At 67.2% G+C, this 21,097-nt stretch carries 19 protein-coding genes; 10 read left to right on the plus strand and 9 right to left on the minus strand.

The window, feature by feature from the left end:
• Positions 1 to 53 precede the first annotated feature (53 nt).
• Genes ACSYDW_RS12820 through ACSYDW_RS12830 form a run of 3 tightly spaced genes read right to left on the minus strand, consistent with a single transcriptional unit; the run spans position 54 to position 3,059 of the window.
• Positions 54 to 764 (minus strand): NUDIX hydrolase, encoded by a 711-nt coding sequence (locus ACSYDW_RS12820; RefSeq protein ID WP_438339118.1) that lies wholly within the window; start codon positions 762 to 764, stop codon positions 54 to 56.
• On the minus strand, positions 761 to 1,546 hold the full coding sequence (gene nth, locus ACSYDW_RS12825; RefSeq protein WP_438339119.1) for an endonuclease III: 786 nt from the start codon (positions 1,544 to 1,546) through the stop codon (positions 761 to 763). Before nth ends, ACSYDW_RS12820 begins: the two co-directional genes overlap by 4 nt.
• Before the next feature lie 4 nt (positions 1,547 to 1,550).
• Positions 1,551 to 3,059, minus strand: a complete 1,509-nt coding sequence (locus ACSYDW_RS12830; RefSeq protein WP_438339120.1) for a hypothetical protein — start codon at positions 3,057 to 3,059, stop codon at positions 1,551 to 1,553.
• Between the two features lie 385 nt (positions 3,060 to 3,444).
• Between ACSYDW_RS12830 and acs the strand changes: the two genes are divergently transcribed.
• The 4 genes from acs to ACSYDW_RS12850 all read left to right on the plus strand — a co-directional run bounded on the left by acs (position 3,445) and on the right by ACSYDW_RS12850 (position 7,496).
• Positions 3,445 to 5,427, plus strand: a complete 1,983-nt coding sequence (gene acs, locus ACSYDW_RS12835; protein ID WP_438339121.1) for an acetate--CoA ligase — start codon at positions 3,445 to 3,447, stop codon at positions 5,425 to 5,427.
• 133 nt (positions 5,428 to 5,560) lie between these two features.
• Complete coding sequence (gene aroQ, locus ACSYDW_RS12840; protein ID WP_438339122.1) at positions 5,561 to 6,013, plus strand: type II 3-dehydroquinate dehydratase; 453 nt, start codon at positions 5,561 to 5,563, stop codon at positions 6,011 to 6,013.
• A gap of 51 nt (positions 6,014 to 6,064) precedes the next feature.
• Positions 6,065 to 6,370 (plus strand): MmcQ/YjbR family DNA-binding protein, encoded by a 306-nt coding sequence (locus ACSYDW_RS12845; protein WP_438339123.1) that lies wholly within the window; start codon positions 6,065 to 6,067, stop codon positions 6,368 to 6,370.
• 112 nt (positions 6,371 to 6,482) lie between these two features.
• Positions 6,483 to 7,496: a DUF2332 domain-containing protein gene (locus ACSYDW_RS12850; protein ID WP_438339124.1), complete on the plus strand. Its 1,014-nt coding sequence runs from the start codon at positions 6,483 to 6,485 to the stop codon at positions 7,494 to 7,496.
• On the opposite strand, the gene ACSYDW_RS12855 is transcribed toward ACSYDW_RS12850, so the two are convergent.
• The gene (locus ACSYDW_RS12855; RefSeq protein WP_438339125.1) at positions 7,493 to 8,668 is read right to left on the minus strand and encodes a MarP family serine protease; all 1,176 of its coding nucleotides are present in this window, start codon (positions 8,666 to 8,668) and stop codon (positions 7,493 to 7,495) included. The two genes, ACSYDW_RS12850 and ACSYDW_RS12855, sit on opposite strands and share 4 nt — an antisense overlap.
• Before the next feature lie 218 nt (positions 8,669 to 8,886).
• Here ACSYDW_RS12855 and ACSYDW_RS12860 point away from each other — a divergent pair, with 218 nt between their 5' ends.
• Complete coding sequence (locus ACSYDW_RS12860) at positions 8,887 to 9,564, plus strand: Crp/Fnr family transcriptional regulator (protein ID WP_209999193.1); 678 nt, start codon at positions 8,887 to 8,889, stop codon at positions 9,562 to 9,564.
• An 87-nt stretch (positions 9,565 to 9,651) separates the two neighbouring features.
• Here the strand turns inward: ACSYDW_RS12860 and ACSYDW_RS12865 are convergent, their stop codons facing one another.
• From ACSYDW_RS12865 to sp36, 3 genes are all read right to left on the minus strand, one after another.
• Positions 9,652 to 10,536, minus strand: coding sequence for an NUDIX hydrolase (locus tag ACSYDW_RS12865; RefSeq protein ID WP_438339126.1), 885 nt, complete (start codon positions 10,534 to 10,536; stop codon positions 9,652 to 9,654).
• 88 nt (positions 10,537 to 10,624) lie between these two features.
• A complete protein-coding gene (locus ACSYDW_RS12870) occupies positions 10,625 to 11,101 on the minus strand; it encodes a RidA family protein (protein WP_438339127.1) in 477 nt (158 codons plus the stop codon).
• Positions 11,102 to 11,122: 21 nt separating this feature from the next.
• The gene (sp36, locus tag ACSYDW_RS12875; RefSeq protein WP_438339128.1) at positions 11,123 to 11,278 is read right to left on the minus strand and encodes a Sp36 family protein; all 156 of its coding nucleotides are present in this window, start codon (positions 11,276 to 11,278) and stop codon (positions 11,123 to 11,125) included.
• Between the two features lie 142 nt (positions 11,279 to 11,420).
• Here sp36 and ACSYDW_RS12880 point away from each other — a divergent pair, with 142 nt between their 5' ends.
• The 5 genes from ACSYDW_RS12880 (at position 11,421) to ACSYDW_RS12900 (ending at position 18,755) form a co-directional block, all read left to right on the plus strand.
• Positions 11,421 to 13,670, plus strand: a complete 2,250-nt coding sequence (locus ACSYDW_RS12880; RefSeq protein WP_438339129.1) for a transglycosylase domain-containing protein — start codon at positions 11,421 to 11,423, stop codon at positions 13,668 to 13,670.
• 4 nt (positions 13,671 to 13,674) lie between these two features.
• A complete protein-coding gene (locus tag ACSYDW_RS12885; protein WP_438339281.1) occupies positions 13,675 to 14,628 on the plus strand; it encodes a metallophosphoesterase in 954 nt (317 codons plus the stop codon).
• A 134-nt stretch (positions 14,629 to 14,762) separates the two neighbouring features.
• Entirely contained in the window at positions 14,763 to 16,547 is a 1,785-nt protein-coding gene (locus ACSYDW_RS12890) for an ABC transporter ATP-binding protein (RefSeq protein WP_438339282.1), read from the plus strand.
• Between the two features lie 5 nt (positions 16,548 to 16,552).
• Positions 16,553 to 18,361 (plus strand): ABC transporter ATP-binding protein, encoded by a 1,809-nt coding sequence (locus ACSYDW_RS12895; protein ID WP_438339130.1) that lies wholly within the window; start codon positions 16,553 to 16,555, stop codon positions 18,359 to 18,361.
• A 70-nt stretch (positions 18,362 to 18,431) separates the two neighbouring features.
• Complete coding sequence (locus ACSYDW_RS12900; protein ID WP_438339131.1) at positions 18,432 to 18,755, plus strand: hypothetical protein; 324 nt, start codon at positions 18,432 to 18,434, stop codon at positions 18,753 to 18,755.
• A gap of 96 nt (positions 18,756 to 18,851) precedes the next feature.
• Here ACSYDW_RS12900 and ACSYDW_RS12905 read toward each other — a convergent pair whose 3' ends face one another.
• Both ACSYDW_RS12905 and purD read right to left on the minus strand, forming a co-directional pair.
• Positions 18,852 to 19,757 carry a phosphoribosylaminoimidazolesuccinocarboxamide synthase gene (locus ACSYDW_RS12905; RefSeq protein WP_438339132.1) on the minus strand — a complete coding sequence of 302 codons (906 nt, stop codon included), beginning with the start codon at positions 19,755 to 19,757 and terminating at the stop codon, positions 18,852 to 18,854.
• Complete coding sequence (gene purD / locus ACSYDW_RS12910; RefSeq protein ID WP_438339133.1) at positions 19,758 to 21,044, minus strand: phosphoribosylamine--glycine ligase; 1,287 nt, start codon at positions 21,042 to 21,044, stop codon at positions 19,758 to 19,760.
• Positions 21,045 to 21,097: the final 53 nt, after the last annotated feature.

Consider the following 21,097-nt stretch of genomic DNA (forward strand, 5'->3'; position numbering starts at 1 on the left):
CGAAACAGCCACCCAGCGAAGCATCGGTTTCCCGGCGGCCCCGTGGCGCGTGGCTAGGAGGACTTGCCGCGGAGCGCCGCGACGGACACCTCGCGGCCGCTGTCCCAGGGCAGGGTCCAGCCCAGGTCGTTGAACATCCGGTCCAGCACTATCGCGGTGAAGCCCCAGATGAACCCGCCCTCGACGTCGAAGGCCGGGGCGCTGAAACGGTCGCCGCCGCGCTCCACCACGGCGGTGACCCGGTTCGCCGGGTCCAGCAGGTCCGCGACGGGGGCCCGGAAGACCGTTGAGGACTCGGCCGGGTCCACGGCGCAGACCTCCGAAGGTGCGTGCCACCACCCCACCACCGGGGTCACGATGAAGTTGCTGACCGGCAGCTCGGCCTGCGGCAGCACCCCGAGGACCTCGACGCCCGCGGGGTCCAACCCGGTTTCCTCCTCCGCCTCGCGCACGGCGGCGGCTATCGCGTCGGCGTCCTCCGGGTCGATCCGTCCACCGGGGAACGCGACCTGGCCTGCGTGCTTGCGCAGCGTGTCGGCGCGCGTCACGAAGAGCACATCGAGGTCACCGGGCACGGAGGGGACGTCGCTGGCCGCGGGCACGTCGTCGAGCCGCCCGAAGAGCACCAGCACCGCCGCCTGCCCCACGGCCTGCGGATCGATGTCGTTGAACACCCAGGTGTTCGGCATCTTTGCCGCGGCCACGGCCCCGGCCTCCGCTGCCTTGCGATCGATCATCGCCAGCAGTTCCTCGCGTACGCTCATGATTCCAATCCGTATCCCTGGGCGCGCAGTTCGCGGCGCGTGGCGCCGGCACGCATCTTCTCCAGCAGTTCCCCGCGCCCGGGCGCCAGCTCGTACTTCAGCAGCTTCGCGGCCTTGGCCTCGTCGGTTTCGCCCTCCCCGTAGGCGGGGCAGAGCGTTGTCAGCGGGCAGGCGCCGCACGCGGGCTTGCGGGAGTGGCAGACCCGCCGGCCGTGGAAGACCACCCGGTGGCTAAGCATCGTCCAGTCCTTGGGCTCGAAGAGCTCCCCGACGGCGTGCTCGATCTTCACCGGGTCGCTCTCCGTGGTCCAGCCGAAGCGGCGGGCCAGGCGCATGAAGTGCGTGTCGACGGTGATGCCCGGGACCCCGAAGGCGTTTCCGAGCACCACGTTGGCGGTCTTGCGCCCGACGCCGGCCAGCGTCACCAGGTCCTCGAGCCGGCCCGGCACCACCCCGTCGTATTCGTCGACGATCCGGGTGGAGAGGGCCAGCAGCGAGCTCGCCTTGGCGCGGAAGAACCCGGTGGGGCGGATCAGTTCCTGGAGCTCCTCCGGCTGCGCCTGGCTCATGGCCAGCGCGTCGGGGTACCTGGCGAAGAGCGCCGGGGTTATCGCGTTGACCCGCACGTCGGTGGTCTGTGCCGAGAGCACCGTTGCGACAAGCAGCTCGAAGGCGTTGCCGAAGTCGAGCTCCGCCACCGCATACGGGTAGGTCTCGGCGAGCACCCTGTTGATCTTGCGCGCCCGGCGCTTGCGGCCCAGGGCGCTCTCCTCCTGCGGCATGTGCTTATTTTTCCGGGAACTGCAGGTTGTCCAGGTCGCGCAGCACCGCGGGGCGGTCGCCGTCGAGGTTGATGAGGTAGTCCTGCCCGCGGTCCTCCAGGCAGAGGATCCAGGTGCCCGGCTGCAGCGTGGTCAGTTGCGCGCCGCTGCGCGGGTCGTAGACGGGGCGTGGCTGGTTGAGCGCGAACCAGAAGCTCGCGGATTCCGGTTCCTGCGCGACCTCGTCGGCGCGGGCGCCGAAGGGCTCGTCGGCGCTGGCCTGCTGGCTGGCCGCCGCCGCCTTCATCTGGGCGGCGAGTTCGTCGCGGGAAAGCGCGGCCGTCGCCTGGTGGGCCGGCTGGGCCAGCGGCTGGGCGGAGGTCGCCGGCTCGGCGGGTGCTGCCGGAACCAGGCCGGTGGCCGCGGGTTCCCCGGCTGCCGCCTCCGCATCCTGCTGGACCAGGCTGACCTCGGGGAAGTCCGGTTCGGAGTGCTCGTGCACCTCCGGGACACGGACCCTGGCCGCTGCCACGGGGGCATCGTCGGCGGCATCCAGGGAGTCACGCCCGGCAGCCTCGGCCGGGATGTTCGCGTCCCCGCCCTCGGGCTGTGCTGCGGCGTCGTGCGCCGGTTCGTTGGCTGCCTCACGAACCGCCGCGGAGGCAGCTGCCTCAACGGCTTCGCCCTCGGCCTCCACGTCCGTGTGCCCGGCAACCTCAACCGGTTCCCCGTCCGTGTGACGGACACCGGATTCCGCTGCGGCCTCGGCCTCAGGCTCTGGCTCGACAACGGCTGCCGACGCGGACGGGGCTGCGGCGCCCACCGATCCGGCCACGGCGCCCGCCGCGGCGGCGGCACCCAGGGCGGCTCCGGACGGTGCATCTGCGGAGGTTTCGGGGGCCTTGCTTCCGGCCGGAGCGCCGCCGGGGGTCTTGGGCACCACGGGCTTGGAGCGCTCGGCCGCCGGGGCGCTGCTGGCGCCGAAGCCCTCGGAATCGGCATCGCCGGCGCCGGCCGCGGCGGCCGCGCCGGCCTTGGGTGCGACTGCCGCCACCGGGCGGACGTCGGAGTTGATCACGGCGTCGTCACCCGGAACGAAGTCCGTGCGGAACGCTCCGAGGTAGCGGGCCAGGGTCGTGCCGCACACCATTGCGAACCCGCCCAGGAAGCCCAGCAGGTAGGCCGAGCCCATCGTCGCGACGTAGGCGTTGAAGAAGTACGCAGCAGCAACCAGCGCAACGACGGAGCCGAACTGGTCGAGGCTCAGCGAACCGATGCGCACCCGGGTGCGGCCGTTGATCCGGCGCCAGGCAAAGCCCGCCCCGACGCCCAGCGGCAGCAGCAGCGACACCAGCAGGTGGAACGGCAGCCCGGGGAAGATCCACATGTTCACGGAGACCGACTTGGTCCACGGGATCGGGAGCAGCGAACCGACCATCACCAGCAGCGCGCCGGCGACGACCAGCGTGTCGCGCACGGTGAACGGCCCCACCAGGGTCTTCACCGTGGCGGCCTTGTCGTCTTGTGTTCCCACGTGTACCTGTTCCATCCGAGGACCCCGCTTCTTTTCATCGTTCCTGCCAGTCAGCCACGCCCTGCGGCCTCGCCGGGGGCGATTGCGCACCCGGCGTCGGCCGCCGTGGAGGTGGTCTTTCTACAGCCTATCCGCGCTGCCGCCCATCTTCCCCCGTTGGCCGCCGCAGCGGCGGCGGTGTCGGGCGCCCGGCGGTTGCCCGCTCCCCTTGGCCGCTGCCCCCTGCAACATCCCGGAACCGGGCGACCACTTGGCGCGCGCCGCTACCGCTTGGCGCACAAAAAGCACCCTCCGCTGTCACAATTGTGACGGGCTGCACCCGGTCCGCCCGGGTGCCTGTAACCTGACTCACAAGCAAACCCCTGTTGTCGGAAGGACTCCACCGGTGTCGGAAACCCATACCCCCACGCTCGATAACCTGTCCCACGAGACCCGTTCGTTCGCCCCCAGCGCAGAGTTCGCGGCGCAGTCCATCGCCAAGGCGCAGCAGTACGACGCCGCCCGCGCGGACCGCCTGGGCTACTGGGCCGACCAGGCCCGCAACACCCTCACCTGGGACACCGACTTCACCCAAACCCTCGACTGGTCCGAGGCGCCGGTGGCCAAGTGGTTCGTCGGAGGCAAGGTCAACGCCGCCTACAACGCGCTGGACCGCCACGTGGAAAACGGCCTGGGCGACCGCGTGGCCATCCACTTCGAGGGCGAGCCGGGAGACACCCGCAGCTACACCTATGCGCAGCTGACGGACGCGGTCAAGCGGGCCGCCAACGCCTTCGAGGCCCTCGGCGTGACCAAGGGGGACCGTGTGGCCGTCTACCTGCCGATGATCCCCGAGGCCGTGATCACCATGCTGGCCTGCGCCCGCATCGGCGCCATCCACTCGGTGGTCTTCGGCGGCTTCTCCGCCGACGCGCTTCGCAGCCGCATCGACGATGCCGAGGCCAAGCTCGTGGTCACCGCGGACGGCACCTGGCGCCGCGGCAAGCCCTCCTCACTGAAGCCGGCCGTCGACGAGGCGCTGGCCACCCCGGGCCACAGCGTCGAGAACGTCCTGGTGGTCAAGCGCAACGGCGAGGACGTCGCCTGGACGCCCATGGACAAGTGGTGGCACGAGGTCGTGGAGACCGCACCGGCCGAACACACCGCCGTGGCCCACGACTCCGAGCACCCGCTCTTCGTGCTGTACACCTCCGGCACCACCGGCAAGCCCAAGGGCATCGTGCACACCACCGGCGGCTTCCTCACGCAGAGCGCCGTCACGCACCGGGACACCTTCGACCTGCACCCGGAGTCCGACGTCTACTGGTGCACCGCGGACATCGGCTGGGTCACCGGCCATTCCTACGTCGCCTACGCACCGCTGGTCAACGGCGCCACCCAGGTCATGTACGAGGGCACCCCGGATTCCCCGCACCAGGGCCGCTGGTGGGAGATCGTGCATAAGTACGGCGTCACCATCCTCTACACCGCCCCGACCGCCATCCGCACGTTCATGAAGTGGGGCCGGCAGATCCCGGACTCCTTCGACCTCTCCTCGCTGCGCGTGCTCGGCTCGGTGGGCGAGCCCATCAACCCGGAGGCGTGGATGTGGTACCGCGACGTCATCGGCACCAACAACGGCGCGAACGGCGAGCGCAAGGAACACCCGACCCCGATCGTGGACACGTGGTGGCAGACCGAGACCGGCGCGCACATGATCGCCCCGCTTCCCGGGGTCACCGCCACCAAGCCGGGCTCGGCCCAGGTGGCGGTCCCGGGCATCACCGTCGACGTGGTGGACGAGATGGGCGTATCCGTGGCCAACGGCGAGGGCGGCTTCCTGGTGATCCGCGACCCGTGGCCCTCGATGCTGCGCGGCATCTGGGGCGACATGGACCGCTACAAGGACACCTACTGGTCCCGGTTCGAGGGCATGTACTTCGCCGGCGACGGCGCCAAGAAGGACGAGGACGGCGACATCTGGCTGCTGGGCCGCGTGGACGACGTCATGAACGTCTCCGGGCACCGCCTCTCCACCACGGAGATCGAGTCCTCCCTGGTCGCCCACCCGTACGTGGCCGAGGCCGCGGTGGTCGGCGCGAAGGACGAGACCACCGGCGAGGCCGTCGTCGCGTTCGTGATCCTGCAGGTCGAACCGCCCGAGGGCGAGGACGTCGTGGCAACGCTGCGGGCGCACGTGGGCAAGGACATCGGCCCGATCGCCAAGCCGCGCCACATCCTGGTGGTGCCCGAGCTGCCCAAGACCCGTTCGGGCAAGATCATGCGCCGCCTGCTCAAGGACGTCGCGGAGGGCCGCGAGGTCGGTGACGCCACCACGCTGGCGGACAACACCGTGATGCAGCAGATCGCCGAGTCCATGCGCAAGTAGTTCCACGCCGGGGGCGGGGTCCGGGAATCTTGTTCCCCCGGACCCCGCCCGTTCCCGTTAACACCCCGTCATCATGTCCGCGCCGGGGGCCGAAATCGGGGCCCTGGGACCCATCGCTGGCTACAGTGGATCCATGAGCGAATCCAGCACCCGGCGCATCCTTGTCCTCAACGGGCCCAACCTGAACCTCCTGGGCACCCGGGAACCCGAGGTCTACGGCAGCCAGACACTGGCGGACGTGCAGGTGCTCTGCGAGGAGGCCGCTGCCGCCGAGGGGTTCGCCGTCGAGTTCCTGCAGTCCAACCACGAGGGCGTGCTCATCGACGCCATCCATGCCGCCCGCGGCAACGTCGCGGGCATCGTCTTCAACCCCGGTGCCTACACGCACACCTCGATCGCGCTGGCCGACGCGATAGCCGGCGTGGAACTTCCCGTCATCGAGGTCCATATCTCCAACGTGCACCGCCGCGAGGCCTTCCGCCACCACTCCTACATCTCCCCCGTGGCTGCCTCGGTCATCGTGGGGGCCGGGGTCAACGGCTACGTCCTGGGCGTGCGCCAGCTCGTCCACTTCGCCTCCCGGTAGCCCGGCCGCCGGCCCCTGTCCGGCAGCCGGCCCACCGGGTAGGGTGTGAAAATGAGCACCGAGGACGATGTCCGCAGGCTGTGCCTGGCCCTTCCCGGCGTCACCGAACGGCAGAGCTGGCAACGCCCCGCCTGGTTCGCCAGGACGCTCATGGCCCGCATCTGGGAAGAGGGCGTACTCACCGTGAAGACCGGCGAGCGTGAGGCGCTGGCCGCCATGGAACCCGAAACCTACTACTGGACGCCGCACCACGACCACTCTCCCCTGCTGCTGCTCGTCAGGCTCGAACGAGTCGACCCGGAGGAGCTCCGCGAGCTGCTGCTCGAATCGCACCGGCTGGCCGGCGGCCGCCCCTGAGGCGCCGGCAGCTGCCCGCACCCCTTGCACCGCGCGGGAGGCCTGGGCGAAGCTGGAGCCCGGGAGCGCCATCGAAGGCGCTTCAGCTGGAGCGCAGAGGCGAGGCAGGAACGTGAAGACCCAGGACATCGAATCCACGGCGGCCCTCTACCGCGAGTACGCCCGGCGCTGGTTCCCCGGCCACAGCGAGCTCTACGTGCGCTGGGCGACCGGCGTTGCCGAAAGCCCCGACCTGCTGGACCTGGTGGCGGGGCTCCCGGAACCCAAGCGCCAACCCAACCTTGTCTTTGCCGCGGCACGCTACCTGGGCTGCGGGGACACGGAGTTCGGGGACGCACGCGCCTTCATGCTCTCGCATTGGCCGGAGGTTTCGGCCACGGTGCTGGGACGGCTGACGCAAACCAACGAGCCTGGCCGCTGCGCCACGCTGCTGCCGGTGCTTTCCATGATCGGGCACCAGGAGCAGCGCCCCCTGGCACTCATCGAGGTCGGGCCCTCCGCGGGCTTGTGCCTGCTGCCGGACCTCTATTCCTATTCCTTCGACGGCGCCCCCACGCTGGGCACCGGGTTGCCGCTGCTGCGCTGCCGCACCACCGGAAACCCTCCGGTGCCCACGGCTCTGCCGGAAATCTCCTGGCGGGCCGGCGTTGACCTGAACCCGCTTGACGGCACGGACCCCGACACCGCCGACTGGCTGCGTGCCCTCGTATGGCCTGGCCAGGACGGGCGGCTGCGGCAGTTGGAGGGGGCCCTCGGAACCCTTCGCGAGCTGAAGTCCGGCGCCCTGGGCGCTGCCGCCGGAGCGCCGGTCCTCGTGGCGGGCGACCTGAACGAGCGCGTCCGGGAACTGGTCGAGGCGGCGCCGGCGGGTTCGGTGCCGGTGGTCTTCCATTCGGCGGTCTTGATGTACCTCGACGAGGCGGAGCGGAAGCGGTTCGCCGGGACGGTCACTGACCTGGGCTGCCGCTGGGTATCAAACGAGATCTTCTTCGTTGATGCGCAGGGCCGTTCCCATGATTCCGCCGACCGGAGTTGTTTTGTCCTCGCGCTCGACGGGGTTCCCGTGGCACGCAGCGGCCAGCACGGCGCGGAACTGCACTGGCTGGAGAGCGCGCACCGGGCCTAGTGGGCGGAGCAGGCCCCGGTCTGCACGGGCTCGCGGAAGGCCCGTGCGTTGGTGAAGGCCTTGTCGATTTCCTCGAGTGCCAACGCATAGCCGACCTTGGAGCTGCCCTTGGCCTTGGCGAAGATCATGCCGACCACCCGGCCCTTTGGGTCAAGGAGCGGTCCACCGGAGTTGCCCTGTTCGATGTCGCCCGCCAGCTGGTAGATGCGCATCGGCGTCGGCTCGGCGCCGTAGATGTTCTGGATGGAAATGGTGCTCAGCGATTCGACGACGGCGCCCATCGCCTTGAAGGAACCGCCACCGGGGAACCCGAGGAACGCCGCAGTGGCACCGCGTCCCAGGTCCTCCCCGCGTTCAAGGGGTGCCACGCCCAGTCCGGGCACCGCCAGGACTGCGATGTCGGCAACCGAGTCGAAGTGCACCACCTTTGCGGCGTGCACCTGGCCGTCCATGGTTGTCACGGACGGTTCGGTGATGCCGGCGACCACGTGGGCGTTGGTCATGACGCGGTCCTGGGCCACGGCAAAGCCGGAACCCGATTGGTTGACGCCGCACGCGTAGGCGGTGCCGATGATCTTGACGACGGATGCGGCAGCGGCGTTGACCTCGGCGCTGAGCGAAGTCTCTGCGGGCACCTCCACCGCAACCTGTGGCGCGAAGGGTTCCAGCAGTTCCGGGATGGTTTGCCCCATGACGGCCGAACGCGCCGTGGTCATGAGGTTGGTGACTGGCTGCGGGGTCAGCGTCTGGATGGTGCCGATGACCTTGGAGTCGGCCACCTGCTGGGAAACCCACGGGATGCCCATGGTGGCGGCGGAAAACGCAATGGCCGAAATGACGAGTGCGGCCATGACGGTGTTGGCGACGCCACCCAGCATGCGGTCGAAGGACTTCAGGACCGGGAAGTTCAGCCATAAGCGGATTCTGGAGCCGATGGCGATTCCGATGCCCTGGCCGATGAGGATGAAGACCACGCCCGAGGCGACAACCCAGAAGATGCGCCATCCGGGGTTCGCCACCCAGGTGGAGACAAGCGGTATCCCGAAGAAGGCCGCGGTGCCGCCTGCCAGGAATCCGATAATGGCACCGAGTGTGACAAAAAAGCCTTTACGCAGGCCAGAAGCCAAAAAGCCGACCAAGGAAATGATGAGCACCAGGTCCAGCCACGTCATTCCCCACATTGTGTTTGGACTCCCACCCTCAATACGTCACGAATGCCTCGAAGCCTTGGCATCCGGCACCTGCCTATCGTCCAGAGTTTAGCCGGGGAGACTGACAGTTACCCGCGATTCTAACCACATTTAGGCCTAAAATGCGTGTGGAAGCTGTCACATGGGCAAACCGTACGGCACAATTAGATGAGCGCTAACGACAGTTGACAGGAGATTTTATGGACATCGAGGTACTGCGCCGAGCACCGCTCTTCGCATCATTGGGCGACGAGGTGTTCTCAGCATTGACTGAGGAACTCACCGAAGTGGATCTGTCCCGTGGTGCTTCGGTATTCCGCGAGGGCGACCAGGGCGACCAGCTCTACTTCATCGTTTCGGGCAAGATCAAGCTGGGCCGCACGTCTTCCGATGGCCGCGAAAACCTCATTGCGGTCCTCGGCCCGGGCGAGCTGTTCGGCGAAATGGCACTCTTCGACCCGAGCCCACGCAATGCAACGGCAACGGCAGTCTCCGAGACCCGCCTCGCCGGCCTGCGTCACGAAAACCTGCGCAAGGTCATCATGACCAGCCCGGAGGTTTCGGTTCAGTTGCTTCAGGCCCTTGCCTCGCGCTTGCGCCGCACCAACGAGTCGCTTGCCGACCTGGTCTTCTCGGATGTTCCGGGCCGTGTCGCCAAGGCACTGCTGGATCTGGCCGATCGCTTCGGCCGCCCGGCAACCGACGGCATCCTGGTCGCGCACGAGCTGACCCAGGAAGAATTGGCACAGCTGGTTGGTGCATCGCGCGAAACCGTGAACAAGGCCCTGGCCGAATTCGTGCAGCGTGGATGGCTCCGTCTTGAGGCACGCGCCGTCGTGATCCTGGACATCCAGCGTTTGCGCCAGCGCTCACGCTAAGTCCCACAGCGGAAAAGTGTGGCGGTGTTCCCCGGTCATCCGGGGAACACCGCCACACTTGTTTAAGAACCTTGGGGTCGACCGGCTTTAGCGCCCTCGTCCGCCGCCGCCGCCCTCGGCCGCTGTGGCGGTGGTGACATCCAGGAAAAAGTCATCGCCGACCTGCACCAGGTCGGGATGGTAGCTCTTGAGCTCCCGGCGTACCGAGAGGTACGCGACGGTTCCCCGGGTGGAGGCAATCTTCTCCAGGATGACTTCGACGGCCGGTGTCGTCACCATGCTCAGGGGAAGCCCCACGGTATCCGGTGCACCGGCCGTATCCCCGAGGCTGGTGGTGTTTCGTGTGGCAAGGACTTCCGCGGCAACCAACCACGCGGCCCAGCCGCCCTTGCCCTGCAGCAGGGAAGGTTCCTGGCGCACGGGAAGCGCGGCGGCAAAGTAGCGGGTGTCGAACCTCCGCAGGGCGAAGTTCGGGGAAATCCAGTGCGACAGCGGTCGAAGCAGGTCGGTGCGAAGGCCCAGTCCGCGCTTGGTCAACACGCTCACAAACGACTTGTCCTGGCCGGCGACGGCTTCGCGGATCTGCATCCAGTCCTCACCGACGCAGTTCTCGACCACCGACAATTCATCGGTACCGGCGAGCAGCACGCCCGTTTCCTCGAAAAGTTCGCGGATCGCGCAGACGATATGGGCACGAACCAGCCGCTGGTCCAGGATTCCAAGCCGCTTCGACCATTCGGACAGGCTTGGCCCGTACCACGGGATGTCTTCATCGTCGGTTGCCTCAAGGCTTCCGCCCGGAAATGCCACGCTGCCCAGTGGCGATCCCCCCTTGCGGTACCCCAGGTAGGTCTCCACGCCGTTCGGGGAGTCCCGGATCAGCACCACTGACGATGCCCTGCGGGCTGCACGCGGGGTGCGGTTCCCATAGGAAACCCAGTTCTCGGCGGCGTCGTACTGGCTTGGAGGCAACGGAAAAAGCCTACGCAAGAGCCCCGTGGACGGGACCTGGGCTTTCACCACAGGTACGCCGTTCACGGGGCCACTCGGATCTTGCTGATTATTCAAACTCGGCAATCAGTTCAACTTCCACCGGGGCATCCAGCGGCAGGGCTGCAACGCCCACGGCCGAGCGGGCGTGGACGCCCTTGTCGCCGAGCACGGCACCGAGGAATTCGGAGGCACCGTTGATGACGACCGGCTGGCCGGTGAAGGACGGGTCGGACGAAACGAATCCGACGACCTTCACGATGCGGGTGATGCGGTCCAGGTCGCCGATAACGGCCTTGATCGCTGCCAACGCGTTCAGTGCGCACACCTGCGCCTGGCCCGCTGCGACCTCGGCGGACACGGCGGCACCGACCTTGCCTGTGGCTGTGAGTTCACCATTAATAAACGGCAGCTGGCCGGAGGTGTAAACCAGGTTTCCGGTGACCATGGCCGGGACGTAGGCGGCAACCGGCGCCGCAACGGCCGGCAGCTCGTAGCCGAGCTCGGCCAGGCGTGCTTCTACTGCTGAAGTTGTCTGTTCTTGCATGGGTTTTTCTCGTTTCTGTACTTAGGCCTTGGGGCGCTTCAGGTAAGCAACCGGTGCATTTCCGTTGGGTCCGGGGACGACGGTGACAAGCTCCCAGCCGTCTTCTCCCCACTGGTCCAGGATCTGCTTCGTGGCATGAATAATTAGCGGCAAAGTGGCGTACTCCCATTTGGTCATAACCGATACGTTAGCGCGTCCTTGTAAACTAGTGGGTATGGCAGCTAAAAAGTCTCCTTTTTTTGATACAGCTACCACCCTCGGCAAGATCGTTGCCTTCTTTGGGGTGAGCGCGTTATGTGGCGTACTGGCGGCAGGACTCATGGTTCCTGTCGCTTCCTTTGCCGGCAGCGGCGCCAAGGCAGGGTCGGAAATTTTCAACGCCCTTCCCGCGAGCTTCAAAGAGGAGCCGATTGCAGAACCGTCCAAGATCCTTGACAAGAACGGTTCGACGATCGCGACGTTCTACTCCGAAAACCGCCAGCCGGTAAAGCTCGAGGACATTTCGCCGATGATGCGCAAGGCCATCGTCGCGATCGAGGATGAGCGTTTCTACGAGCACAACGGAATCGACATGCGCGGTATCGCTCGCGCAGCGGTGAACAACTTCACCAGTTCCTCGCAGCAGGGCGCATCGACGCTCACCCAGCAGTACGTGAACAACCTGCTGATCAACGCGGACTCGGTCAACGGCGTGGATCGCTCCGAGATGACGATCTCCGGAACCAAGGACATTGCCGACAAGGCCCGCGAGGCCAAGCTCGCAATTTCCATTGAAAAGGAAATGACCAAGGACGAGATCCTCGAGGGCTACCTGAACCTCGTGCTGTTCTCCGGACGCAACTACGGCGTCCAGGCTGCTGCGCAGCGCTTCTACTCCGTGGATGCCAAGGACCTCGACCTGCAGCAGTCTGCCATGCTCGCGGGCATGGTCCAGCTTCCAAACGGCTACAACCCGGAAAAGTACCCGGAACGGAGCATCAAGCGCCGCAACACCGTGCTGGCTGCCATGCTGCGCACCGGCGCCATCGACCAGAAGGAATACGACAAGGCCGTGAAGTCCGGCCTTGAACTGAACCCCAGCGAAACCAAGTCCGGCTGCATTGCCGCCAAGGAGAACGCCTACTTCTGTGACTACGTCACCCAGGTGATCACCAAGGACAGCGCCTACGGCAAGACCAAGAAGGATCGAGAGAACCTTCTGTACCGTGGTGGGTTGACGATCAAGACCACGTTGGACGCGAAGCTGAACAAGAAGGCGGCACGCGATGCGCGCAACGCCATCGACCCGCGGGCCAAGTCCAACACCGATGTGTACTCCTCGCTGGTTTCCGTGGAACCCGGCACCGGAAACATCCTGACCATGGCGCAGAACACCACCTATGGACCGAGCGTCAAGGGCAAGAACGGCTACACCATGTACAACTTCGCTGTTGAGCGATCCATGGGTGGAGCCGGCGGCTTCCAAGGCGGTTCGACCATGAAGCCCTACACCACCTTGGCGTGGCTCGACGAGGGCCACAAGATGTACGACACGATCAATGCGAAGCAGCCGTACTTTGCTCCGACCGAGAAGTGGAAGGCATCCTGCCTTCCGGGTGGCTACACCGTCACCGGTGGTTCCCAGCCTTGGGAGCCCAAGAACGCTTCACGTGGCTTCTACCGCAGCATGAGCGTTGACACCGGCCTATACTGGTCGATCAACTCCGCCACCATCCAAGAGGCCAAGCAGGTCGACTTGTGCACCATTAGCGACTACATGACCAAGCTCGGGGTACTCGACCAGGACGGCGCCGACGGCCCCGCACCGATCACCCCCAACAACCCGTCGTTCATCATCGGTGCAAAGAACATCACCCCGCTCTCCCAGGCCGCCGCGTTCGCCGCCTTCGCCAACCAGGGCGAGTTCTGCGAACCCCGCGCCCTGAAGTCGGTGACCGACAAGGACGGCAACAAGTACAAGGTCAAGGGCAAGTCCTGCGAACAGGTCATCGATCCGCAGTACGTCTCGGACCTCAACGGCACCTTGAAGAAGATCGCCACGACCCGAGTTTCCAAGGGCCGTGTGCCAGGCCCGATCGCCGGCAAGACCGGTACGAACAACTACGCCTCTTCGACGTGGTTCGTTGGCTACAGCACCGGCATTTCGACCGCTTCCTGGGTTGGACGTCTGCAGGGCAAGGGCGGCGAGGCACAAAACCAGATGCACGGGGCCCTCATCAACGACCAGCGTGCCCCGCAAATGGTCGACTCCTCCACCTACGCCGCCCCGCTGTGGGTCGACTTCATGGAAGAGGCTGTGACCCAGTACGACCGTCAGTCCCTCGGCACTGCACGCTCGGCCCCCAAGAAGGTGGTCGAACCAAAGCAGGACACCGCGAGTGATACGTCGAGCTCGGGCGACTCATCGGATTCGGGTGACTCCCAGCAGTCCGACTCGGCCGACAGCTCGGGGGACAACTCCTCGAATGCCAACAAGCCGGCCAAGGAAAATTCCTCGGAGAAGCCAAAGCCCAAAACCACGGCTGAAGACCCCACCGAATCCGGAAAGCCGTCAAAGAGCAATGACTAACAACATGGCGGACACCCATCGCCTGGCCTCAGCGGTCTCACGCACTGTGCGTGGGGCCGCTTTGGCCGTTGGAGCCGCAGCCGCAGGTGCAGGTGTCCTGGTAGGTTACGGGATGAGCGAGGCCACCCGCTTCGGCATCCGGGAGGAATCCCTGCCCCTGCTCGCCCCCGGCTCCACACCGATCCGGATCCTGCACCTCTCCGACATCCACATGGTGCCGAACCAGGAACTCAAGCGCCGCTGGCTCCACTCACTGGCGGAACTGCAACCGGACCTTGTCATCAACACGGGCGACAACCTGGGCCACTCGCAGGGCCTCGAACCCCTGCTCGAGGCGCTGAGCCCGTTGATGGCCTTCCCGGGGGCGTTCGTGCCGGGGTCGAATTGCTACTTCGGCCCGCGACCCAAGAACCCGTTGCGGTACCTGAAGAAGCGCACCGACGCCCCGCGCAACTCCCCTAAGTACCAGCTGCCGTGGCAGGCCATGCACGCCGCGTTCGGTGCCGCGGGCTGGGTCAACATGACCAACCGCCACTACTCGATGCCGGTGAACGGAACGCGGTTGGACTTCACGGGTGTCGATGACCCGCACATCGAGCTGGATCGCTACGCCGGTTGGCCGGCCGGTTCCTCCACGTCCAACCAGGCGCCGCACCTTCGGATCGCCCTTGCCCATGCGCCATACCAACGAACGCTGGACAAGTTCACCGCCGAAGGTGCCGATCTTGTCTTCGCCGGGCACACCCACGGCGGACAGGTCTGCATCCCGGGCTACGGCGCACTTGTCACAAATTGCGACTTGCCCACCTGGCGCGCCAGTGGCCTGACCTATTGGGACCACATGGGTCGCAGCACGCCGATCAACGTCTCGGCAGGCATTGGGACTTCCCGCTTCACGCCCATCCGCGTTGCCTGCCCTCCTGAGGCCGTCCTGTTCACCTTGACCGCCAAGGCCTGAGCCCACCCACACCACTTCGCTCCGATTGAATTTTCCCAACCAATAGCGGTAACGTAATCACTAGTCAGTGACGTGTGCGGTGGAATGGGGTCGGAAAAGTGGCAGTACCACAGGGGCATGCATCGCCGTCGGGGGTGCCCACGCTGCGCCAGACGTTTGCCAGGCTGGCCCCCTTCGTCAAACCGATCCTGCCGCGGCTGTCCCTCGGGTTCCTCTGTGCCCTCGGAGCGGGAATCATCGCACTGACCATCCCCCAGGTCCTTGCCTGGCTGGTCAACAACGTGCTGCACCCGGCCGGGGCAAGCGGCAGCGTATGGCTGGCCGTGGCCCTGGTCGCCGGGCTCGGCGTCCTGGAGGCCGTCCTGGTCTTCCTGCGCCGCCAGTTCGTGATCACCCCCGCGGCACGGCTCGAGACCCAGATGCGCGTGCGCTTCTACGAGCACCTGCAGCAGCTGCCCGTCGCATTCCATGACAGGTGGGGATCTGGACAGCTGCTTTCCCGCTCCATGTCCGACCTCAACCTGCTCCGGCGCTGGCTTGCCTTCGGCGCATTGATGCTCGTGGTGGCCACGGTGACCGTCGCAACCGGCGTGGTCCTGATGTTCTCCAGCAGCTGGATCCTGGGAACCATTTACCTTGCCGGAGCCATCCCGATTGCCATCCGGGCCTTCCACTTCCGGAACCGCTTCCGCGCCGCCAGCCGGCTCAGCCAGGACCAGGCCGGCGACCTCGCCACCGCGGTGGAGGAATCGGTCCACGGCATCCGCGTGATCAAGGCCTTCGGCCGCGGCAAACACATGTACGACGGTTTCCAGGACCGTGCCAAGCAGCTGCGCGACACCGAAATCGTCAAGGCCAAGACCCTGGGCAACTTCCTCTTCCTAGTCGTTTCCATCCCGGAGATCACCCTCGCAGCGGGCCTTGTCGCAGGACTGTGGCTCACTGCGGAGGGGCAGCTGAGCGTCGGGGCACTGGTCGCGTACTTCGCCACCGCCGCGGTGCTCGCCGGACCCGTCGAGGGCATGGGCATGCTCCTGGGCATGACGCTGACCACCAAGACGGCCCTTGACCGCCACTTCGAGGTCATGGACACCCCCAACACCATCGCCTCCCCCGCGAACCCGCTGGTTCCCGACGATCCGCGCGGCCACCTGGAACTGCGGCAGGTCGAGTTCCGCTTCCCCGACGCGACGGCCGAGAGCACGCCGGTCCTGCAGCGGATCGACCTCGACGTCGAGCCCGGGGAGACCATGGCGCTGGTCGGGATGACGGGCACAGGCAAGTCAACGCTCCTGCACTTGGTCCCGCGCCTGTACGAAGTGACAGGCGGCTCGGTGCTCATCGACGGGATCGACGTCCGCCAGTGGGATCTCACGGAGCTGCGCCGCGAGGTCGCCGTCGCGTTCGAGGACACCATCCTGTTCTCCTCCTCCATCCGCGAGAACGTCCTGCTCGGCGCGCCGGAACTGCCTGCCGCTCAGGCGCAGGCGCTGCTCGACGAGGCCCTCGACACGGCACAGGCAGGTTTTGCCCGCGAGCTGCCCCAGGGCTTGGACACCGTCATCGGCGAGGAGGGCCTCTCGCTCTCCGGCGGGCAGCGCCAGCGCATCGCGTTGGCCCGCGCCATCGCCGCGAAGCCACGGGTGTTGGTCCTCGACGACCCGCTCTCGGCGCTGGATGTCCGCACCGAGGAGGCCGTGACCGAACGCCTGCGCCTCACGCTGGCCGGAACCACCACGCTGATCGTGGCCCACCGGCCCTCCACCGTGGCCCTGGCCGACCGCGTGGCGCTGCTGCGCGACGGGGCCATCGACGACGTGGGAACCCACTCCGAGTTGCTGGGGCGCAACGAGCACTACAGGTTTGTGATAGCCAGCCTCGAGGAAGAATCCGCCGACCACCTGAACCAGGAAGCGTAAGGGACATGAGCCAAAACACGGGTGTGTCCAACGAGGACGCCATCACCCTCTCGAAGTCCGAGCGGGCGCGGGTCCGTGCCAGGTCGTGGCGGTTGCTGGCCCTGCTGGCCGGCAAGCAGAAGCCGATGCTCGCCCTGACGCTCCTGCTGGTCGTCGTGTCCAACGCGGCCAGCGCGTCCTTCCCGCTGATCATCGCCTGGGCCATCGACTGGGGCCTGCCGCAGGTCCGCAACGGCAACCTTGCAGCCTTGGGCCTCACCGGCGGGGTCTACCTGGCCAGCGCCATCCTGGCCGGAAGCCTGCTCGGCTGGTACGTGGTGTGCACCGCCCGGATCTCCCAGGCAATGCTCCTTGACCTGCGCCTGCGCGTGTTCAGGCACACCCAGCGGCTGAGCCTGGAGTTCCACGAAAGCTACACCTCGGGCCGCATCATCTCGCGGCAGACCTCCGACCTGGAAACCCTGCGCGAGCTGCTGGACCAGGGCATCTCCGAGCTCGTCTCCTCCAGCGTGTTCGTGGTCTTCACGCTGGTCTCCATCTTCCTGCTGGACTGGCGCAGCGGCCTGGTGGTCGTTGCAGCGCTGGTTCCCATCACCCTGCTCTTCCGCTGGTACCAGCGCCGCTCGGAAACCGTCTACCGCGAATCCCGGGTCGTCTCCGCCCGGATCATCAGCACGTTCGTGGAAACCATGACCGGCATCCGCGCCGTCAAGGCGTTCCGCAAGGAAGCCTCCAACGACGCGAACTACGCGAAGGTCGCCGGCGAATACCGCGACAACTCGATCCGCTCCATCAACCTCTTCGGGGTGCTGCAGCCCGGACTCGTGCTGATCGGCGGGCTCAACATGGCGGCCGTGCTGGCCTGGGGCGGCTTCCGCGTCATCGACGGCACGCTGGCCGTCGGCGTCCTTGTCGCACTGCTGCTGGCCACCAAGCGCGTCTTCCAGCCGGTCGAGAACATCGCCATGTTCTACTCCTCGCTGCAGGCGGCGACCGCCGCACTGGAGAAGGTCTCCGGCCTGCTCGAGGAGGAACCGACGGTCGTGGAGCCGGCCAAGCCCCGCCCGCTGGGCCGGGTCACCGGCCACCTGGAGTTCAAGGACGCGGTCTTCGGCTACGGCGACGGCCCCGTCGTGATGGACAGGTTCGACCTGGACATCCCCGCCGGGCAGACCGTCGCGGTGGTCGGGCAGACCGGCGCCGGCAAGTCGACGCTGGCCAAGCTGATCGCCAGGTTCTACGACCTGCGCTCGGGCTCGCTGACCCTGGACGGCGTCCGGATCGACGAGCTCGCCAACGACGACCTGCGCCGCCACGTGGTGATGGTGACCCAGGAGTCCTTCCTCTTCTCGGGAACCGTCGCGGAGAACATCGCACTGGGCAAACCGGGGGCAAGCCGCGAGGAGATCGTCCTTGCGGCCCGTGCCGTGGGTGCCCACGAGTTCATCAACGCGCTGCCCGAGGGCTACGAGACGGATGTCAACAAGCGCGGCGGGCGCGTCTCCGCCGGCCAGCGCCAGCTGATTTCCTTCGCGCGCGCCTTCCTGGCCGACCCGGCCGTGCTGATCCTCGACGAAGCCACCAGCTCGCTGGACATCCCCTCCGAGCGCGCGGTCCAGCGGGGCCTGCAGACGCTGCTGGGCAACCGCACCGCGCTGATCATCGCGCACCGCCTCTCCACGGTCCAGATCGCGGACCGGGTGCTGGTGGTGCATGACGGCAAGGTCGTGGAGGACGGCTCCCCCGCCGAGCTCTCCAGCGGGGACGGCCGATTCGCGGCACTGCACAAGGCCTGGCGCGACTCGCTGGTCTGATACCGGAACGACATTCACGAACCGAGGCACCCGAATCAGGCAAAAATACGCGCTCACCTCCCAGGTCCAGGTGCACCCGTGGGCGGTTGCCTGCGTCAACGTGCTGCTGGGCATCCCCGGGATCGTTCCCCTCTTCATGGCCTGGTACATCGCCGCCAGCTGGCCGCTGGAGGCACTCGGCCTGACGCAGCGCGATCCCACGGAAAACGACGGGATCTTCCCCGCGCTGGTGGCGTTCGGACCCGCCATTGCGGCGTCGGTTCTGGTGTGGTGGATGGTGAACCGCTGGCTGCGCCCGCGGGCCGTCACCTCCGGCAGGGCTTTTTGGGCAACGGCCGTCGTTGCGAACCTGCTGCCCTGTTTCATGCTGTCCGTCGCGTCGCTCGTCGCCTGAGGGGCGAAGAACCAACACGGGGCCAACCCCGGGAACGACGAAGGCCCCGGGACCGCAGTTCAAGTGCGTTCCCGGGGCCTCCCCCCGTGCGGGCGGCTAGGCGCTGAAGGCCAGGCCCGTCAGGCGCTCGTACGCCTCGATGTAGCGTGCGCGGGTGCGCTCGATGACCTCGGCGGGCAGGGCCGGCGGCTCCTGTCCCGAGTTCTTGTCCCAGCCCGATGCGTCGCTGGTCAGCCAGTCGCGGACGAACTGCTTGTCGAACGAGGCCTGGGCCTTCCCCGGTGCGTAGGTCTCGGCGTCCCAGAAGCGCGAGGAGTCCGGGGTGAGCACCTCGTCGCCCAGGGTGATGCGGCCGGTGGCCGGGTCGATGCCGAACTCGACCTTGGTGTCGGCCAGGATGATGCCGCGGGTGCGGGCGATCTCCTCGGCGCGCGTGTAGAGGGCCAGCGTGGCGTCGCGCAGGTCCGCGGCCTGCTGGCCGCCGATGCGTGCGGCAGTTTCCTCGAACGTGATGTTCTCGTCGTGCTCGCCGACCTCGGCCTTGGCCGAGGGGGTGAAGATCGCCGGGTCGAGCTTGGAGCCGTCGACCATGCCGGCGGGCAGCGGCAGCGCGCACACGGTCTGGCTGACCTTGTACTCGGCCAGGCCGGAACCCGTCAGGTAGCCGCGGGCGATGCACTCGATCGGGAACATGTCCAGCTTCTTGCAGACCATCGCGCGGCCGGCAACGGCCTCCGGGACGTCGGTGGAGACCACGTGGTTGGGGATCTCGGCCAGCTGGTCGAACCACCACAGGCTCAGCTGCGTGAGCACCTTGCCCTTGTCCGGGATCTCGGAGGTCAGCACGTAGTCGTAGGCGCTGATGCGGTCGGACGCGACAACCAGCACGCGGTCGGTCTCCGCGAAGGTGGATCCGGCCGGCACGTACAGGTCGCGCACCTTGCCGGAGTAGAAGTGCGTCCAGCCCGGCAGTTCCAGGGTTTCGGTTTGCAGGCCTGACATTTAGTTGGTTCCTTCCGAGACGCTGATCAGGCCGTTGGCGGCCTTCAGCGCGATGTCGGTCCGGTGCTGGGCACCGTCCCAGGAGATGGCTGCGACTCCGGCGTAGGCCTTGTCGCGTGCGGCATGCAGGTCGGCGCCCAGGCCGACGACGGCCAGCACGCGGCCGCCGGAGACGATCACGTCCCCCGCCTCGTTGCCGGTGGTGCCGGCGTGCAGCACCGAGACGTCCTCGATGGCCTCCGCGGCGTCGATGCCCTTGATGGCGGCTCCCTTGACCGGGGCGTCCGGGTAGTTGGCTGCTGCCATGACCACGCCGACGGCGGTCTCCGGGCGCCAGCGCAGCTGCTCGGCGTCGTCGAGCTCGCCCTTGGCGGCCGCCAGCAGCAGCCCGCCGAGCGGGGTCTTCAGGCGTGCCAGCACGGCCTGGGTTTCCGGGTCGCCGAAGCGGGCGTTGAATTCGATCACGCGGATTCCGCGGGAGGTGATGGCCAGGCCGCAGTAGAGCACGCCGGTGAAGGGGGTGCCGCGGGATTCCATGTCGCGCAGCGTCGGGTAGGCGACGCGTTCCATGACCGTCTCGACGAAGCCGGCGGGCAGCCACGGCAGTGGCGAGTAGGCGCCCATGCCGCCGGTGTTCGGTCCCTCGTCGTTGTCGAAGATGCGCTTGAAGTCCTGGGCCGGTGCCAGCGGGACGGCGTGGGTGCCGTCGCAGATGACGAAGAGGGAAACCTCCGGGCCGTCGAGGAATTCCTCGATGACGACGGTGCCGCCGGCCTCGAAGCAGGTCTCGGCGTGGGCCAGGGCCTCTGCGCGGTCGGAGGTGACAACGACGCCCTTGCCCGCGGCGAGCCCGTCGTCCTTCACGACGTAGGGGGCGCCGAAGGTGTCAAGCGCGTCGGCCGCCTCCTGCGTGGTGGTGGCGACGCGTGCCATGGCCGTGGGGACCCCGGCCTCTGCCATCACGTTCTTGGCGAAGGCCTTGGAGGCCTCCAGCTGGGCGGCCGCCTTGGTCGGGCCGAAGACCGGGATTTCCGCCGCGATCAGCGCGTCGGAGACACCCGCGGCCAAGGGCGCTTCGGGGCCGACGACGACCAGGTCCGAGCCGAGCTCGCGGGCCAGGGCCACCACTGCTGCGGGGTCCTGCGCGTCGATGTCATGGGTCGGGACATCGCGCGAGATTCCGGCATTGCCGGGTGCGCAATGCAGGTCGGTGACGTAGGGGTCCGCAGCCAGTGCGCGGATCAGTGCATGTTCGCGGCCGCCGGGGCCAATAACCAGTACCTTCACGAGGCTCAAGCCTACCGGTTTTGGCGCCGCGGTGGCTTCCCGAAGTCCTCGCC

This window comes from Paeniglutamicibacter selenitireducens, assembly GCF_051550675.1.
In the GTDB taxonomy this organism is placed as follows: Bacteria; Actinomycetota; Actinomycetes; order Actinomycetales; family Micrococcaceae; genus Paeniglutamicibacter.

Coding starts and splice junctions, on each gene's coding strand:
- ACSYDW_RS12855 (WP_438339125.1), bottom strand. CDS start 8,668: ATGACGTGGCTGGACCTGGTGCTCATCATTTCCTTGGTCGGCTTTTTG.
- ACSYDW_RS12820 (WP_438339118.1), bottom strand. CDS start 764: ATGAGCGTACGCGAGGAACTGCTGGCGATGATCGATCGCAAGGCAGCG.
- ACSYDW_RS12860 (WP_209999193.1), top strand. CDS start 8,887: ATGGACATCGAGGTACTGCGCCGAGCACCGCTCTTCGCATCATTGGGC.
- ACSYDW_RS12870 (WP_438339127.1), bottom strand. CDS start 11,101: ATGCAAGAACAGACAACTTCAGCAGTAGAAGCACGCCTGGCCGAGCTC.
- ACSYDW_RS12845 (WP_438339123.1), top strand. CDS start 6,065: ATGAGCACCGAGGACGATGTCCGCAGGCTGTGCCTGGCCCTTCCCGGC.
- ACSYDW_RS12880 (WP_438339129.1), top strand. CDS start 11,421: ATGGTTCCTGTCGCTTCCTTTGCCGGCAGCGGCGCCAAGGCAGGGTCG.
- ACSYDW_RS12885 (WP_438339281.1), top strand. CDS start 13,675: ATGGCGGACACCCATCGCCTGGCCTCAGCGGTCTCACGCACTGTGCGT.
- nth (WP_438339119.1), bottom strand. CDS start 1,546: ATGCCGCAGGAGGAGAGCGCCCTGGGCCGCAAGCGCCGGGCGCGCAAG.
- sp36 (WP_438339128.1), bottom strand. CDS start 11,278: ATGACCAAATGGGAGTACGCCACTTTGCCGCTAATTATTCATGCCACG.
- aroQ (WP_438339122.1), top strand. CDS start 5,561: ATGAGCGAATCCAGCACCCGGCGCATCCTTGTCCTCAACGGGCCCAAC.
- ACSYDW_RS12905 (WP_438339132.1), bottom strand. CDS start 19,757: ATGTCAGGCCTGCAAACCGAAACCCTGGAACTGCCGGGCTGGACGCAC.
- ACSYDW_RS12895 (WP_438339130.1), top strand. CDS start 16,553: ATGAGCCAAAACACGGGTGTGTCCAACGAGGACGCCATCACCCTCTCG.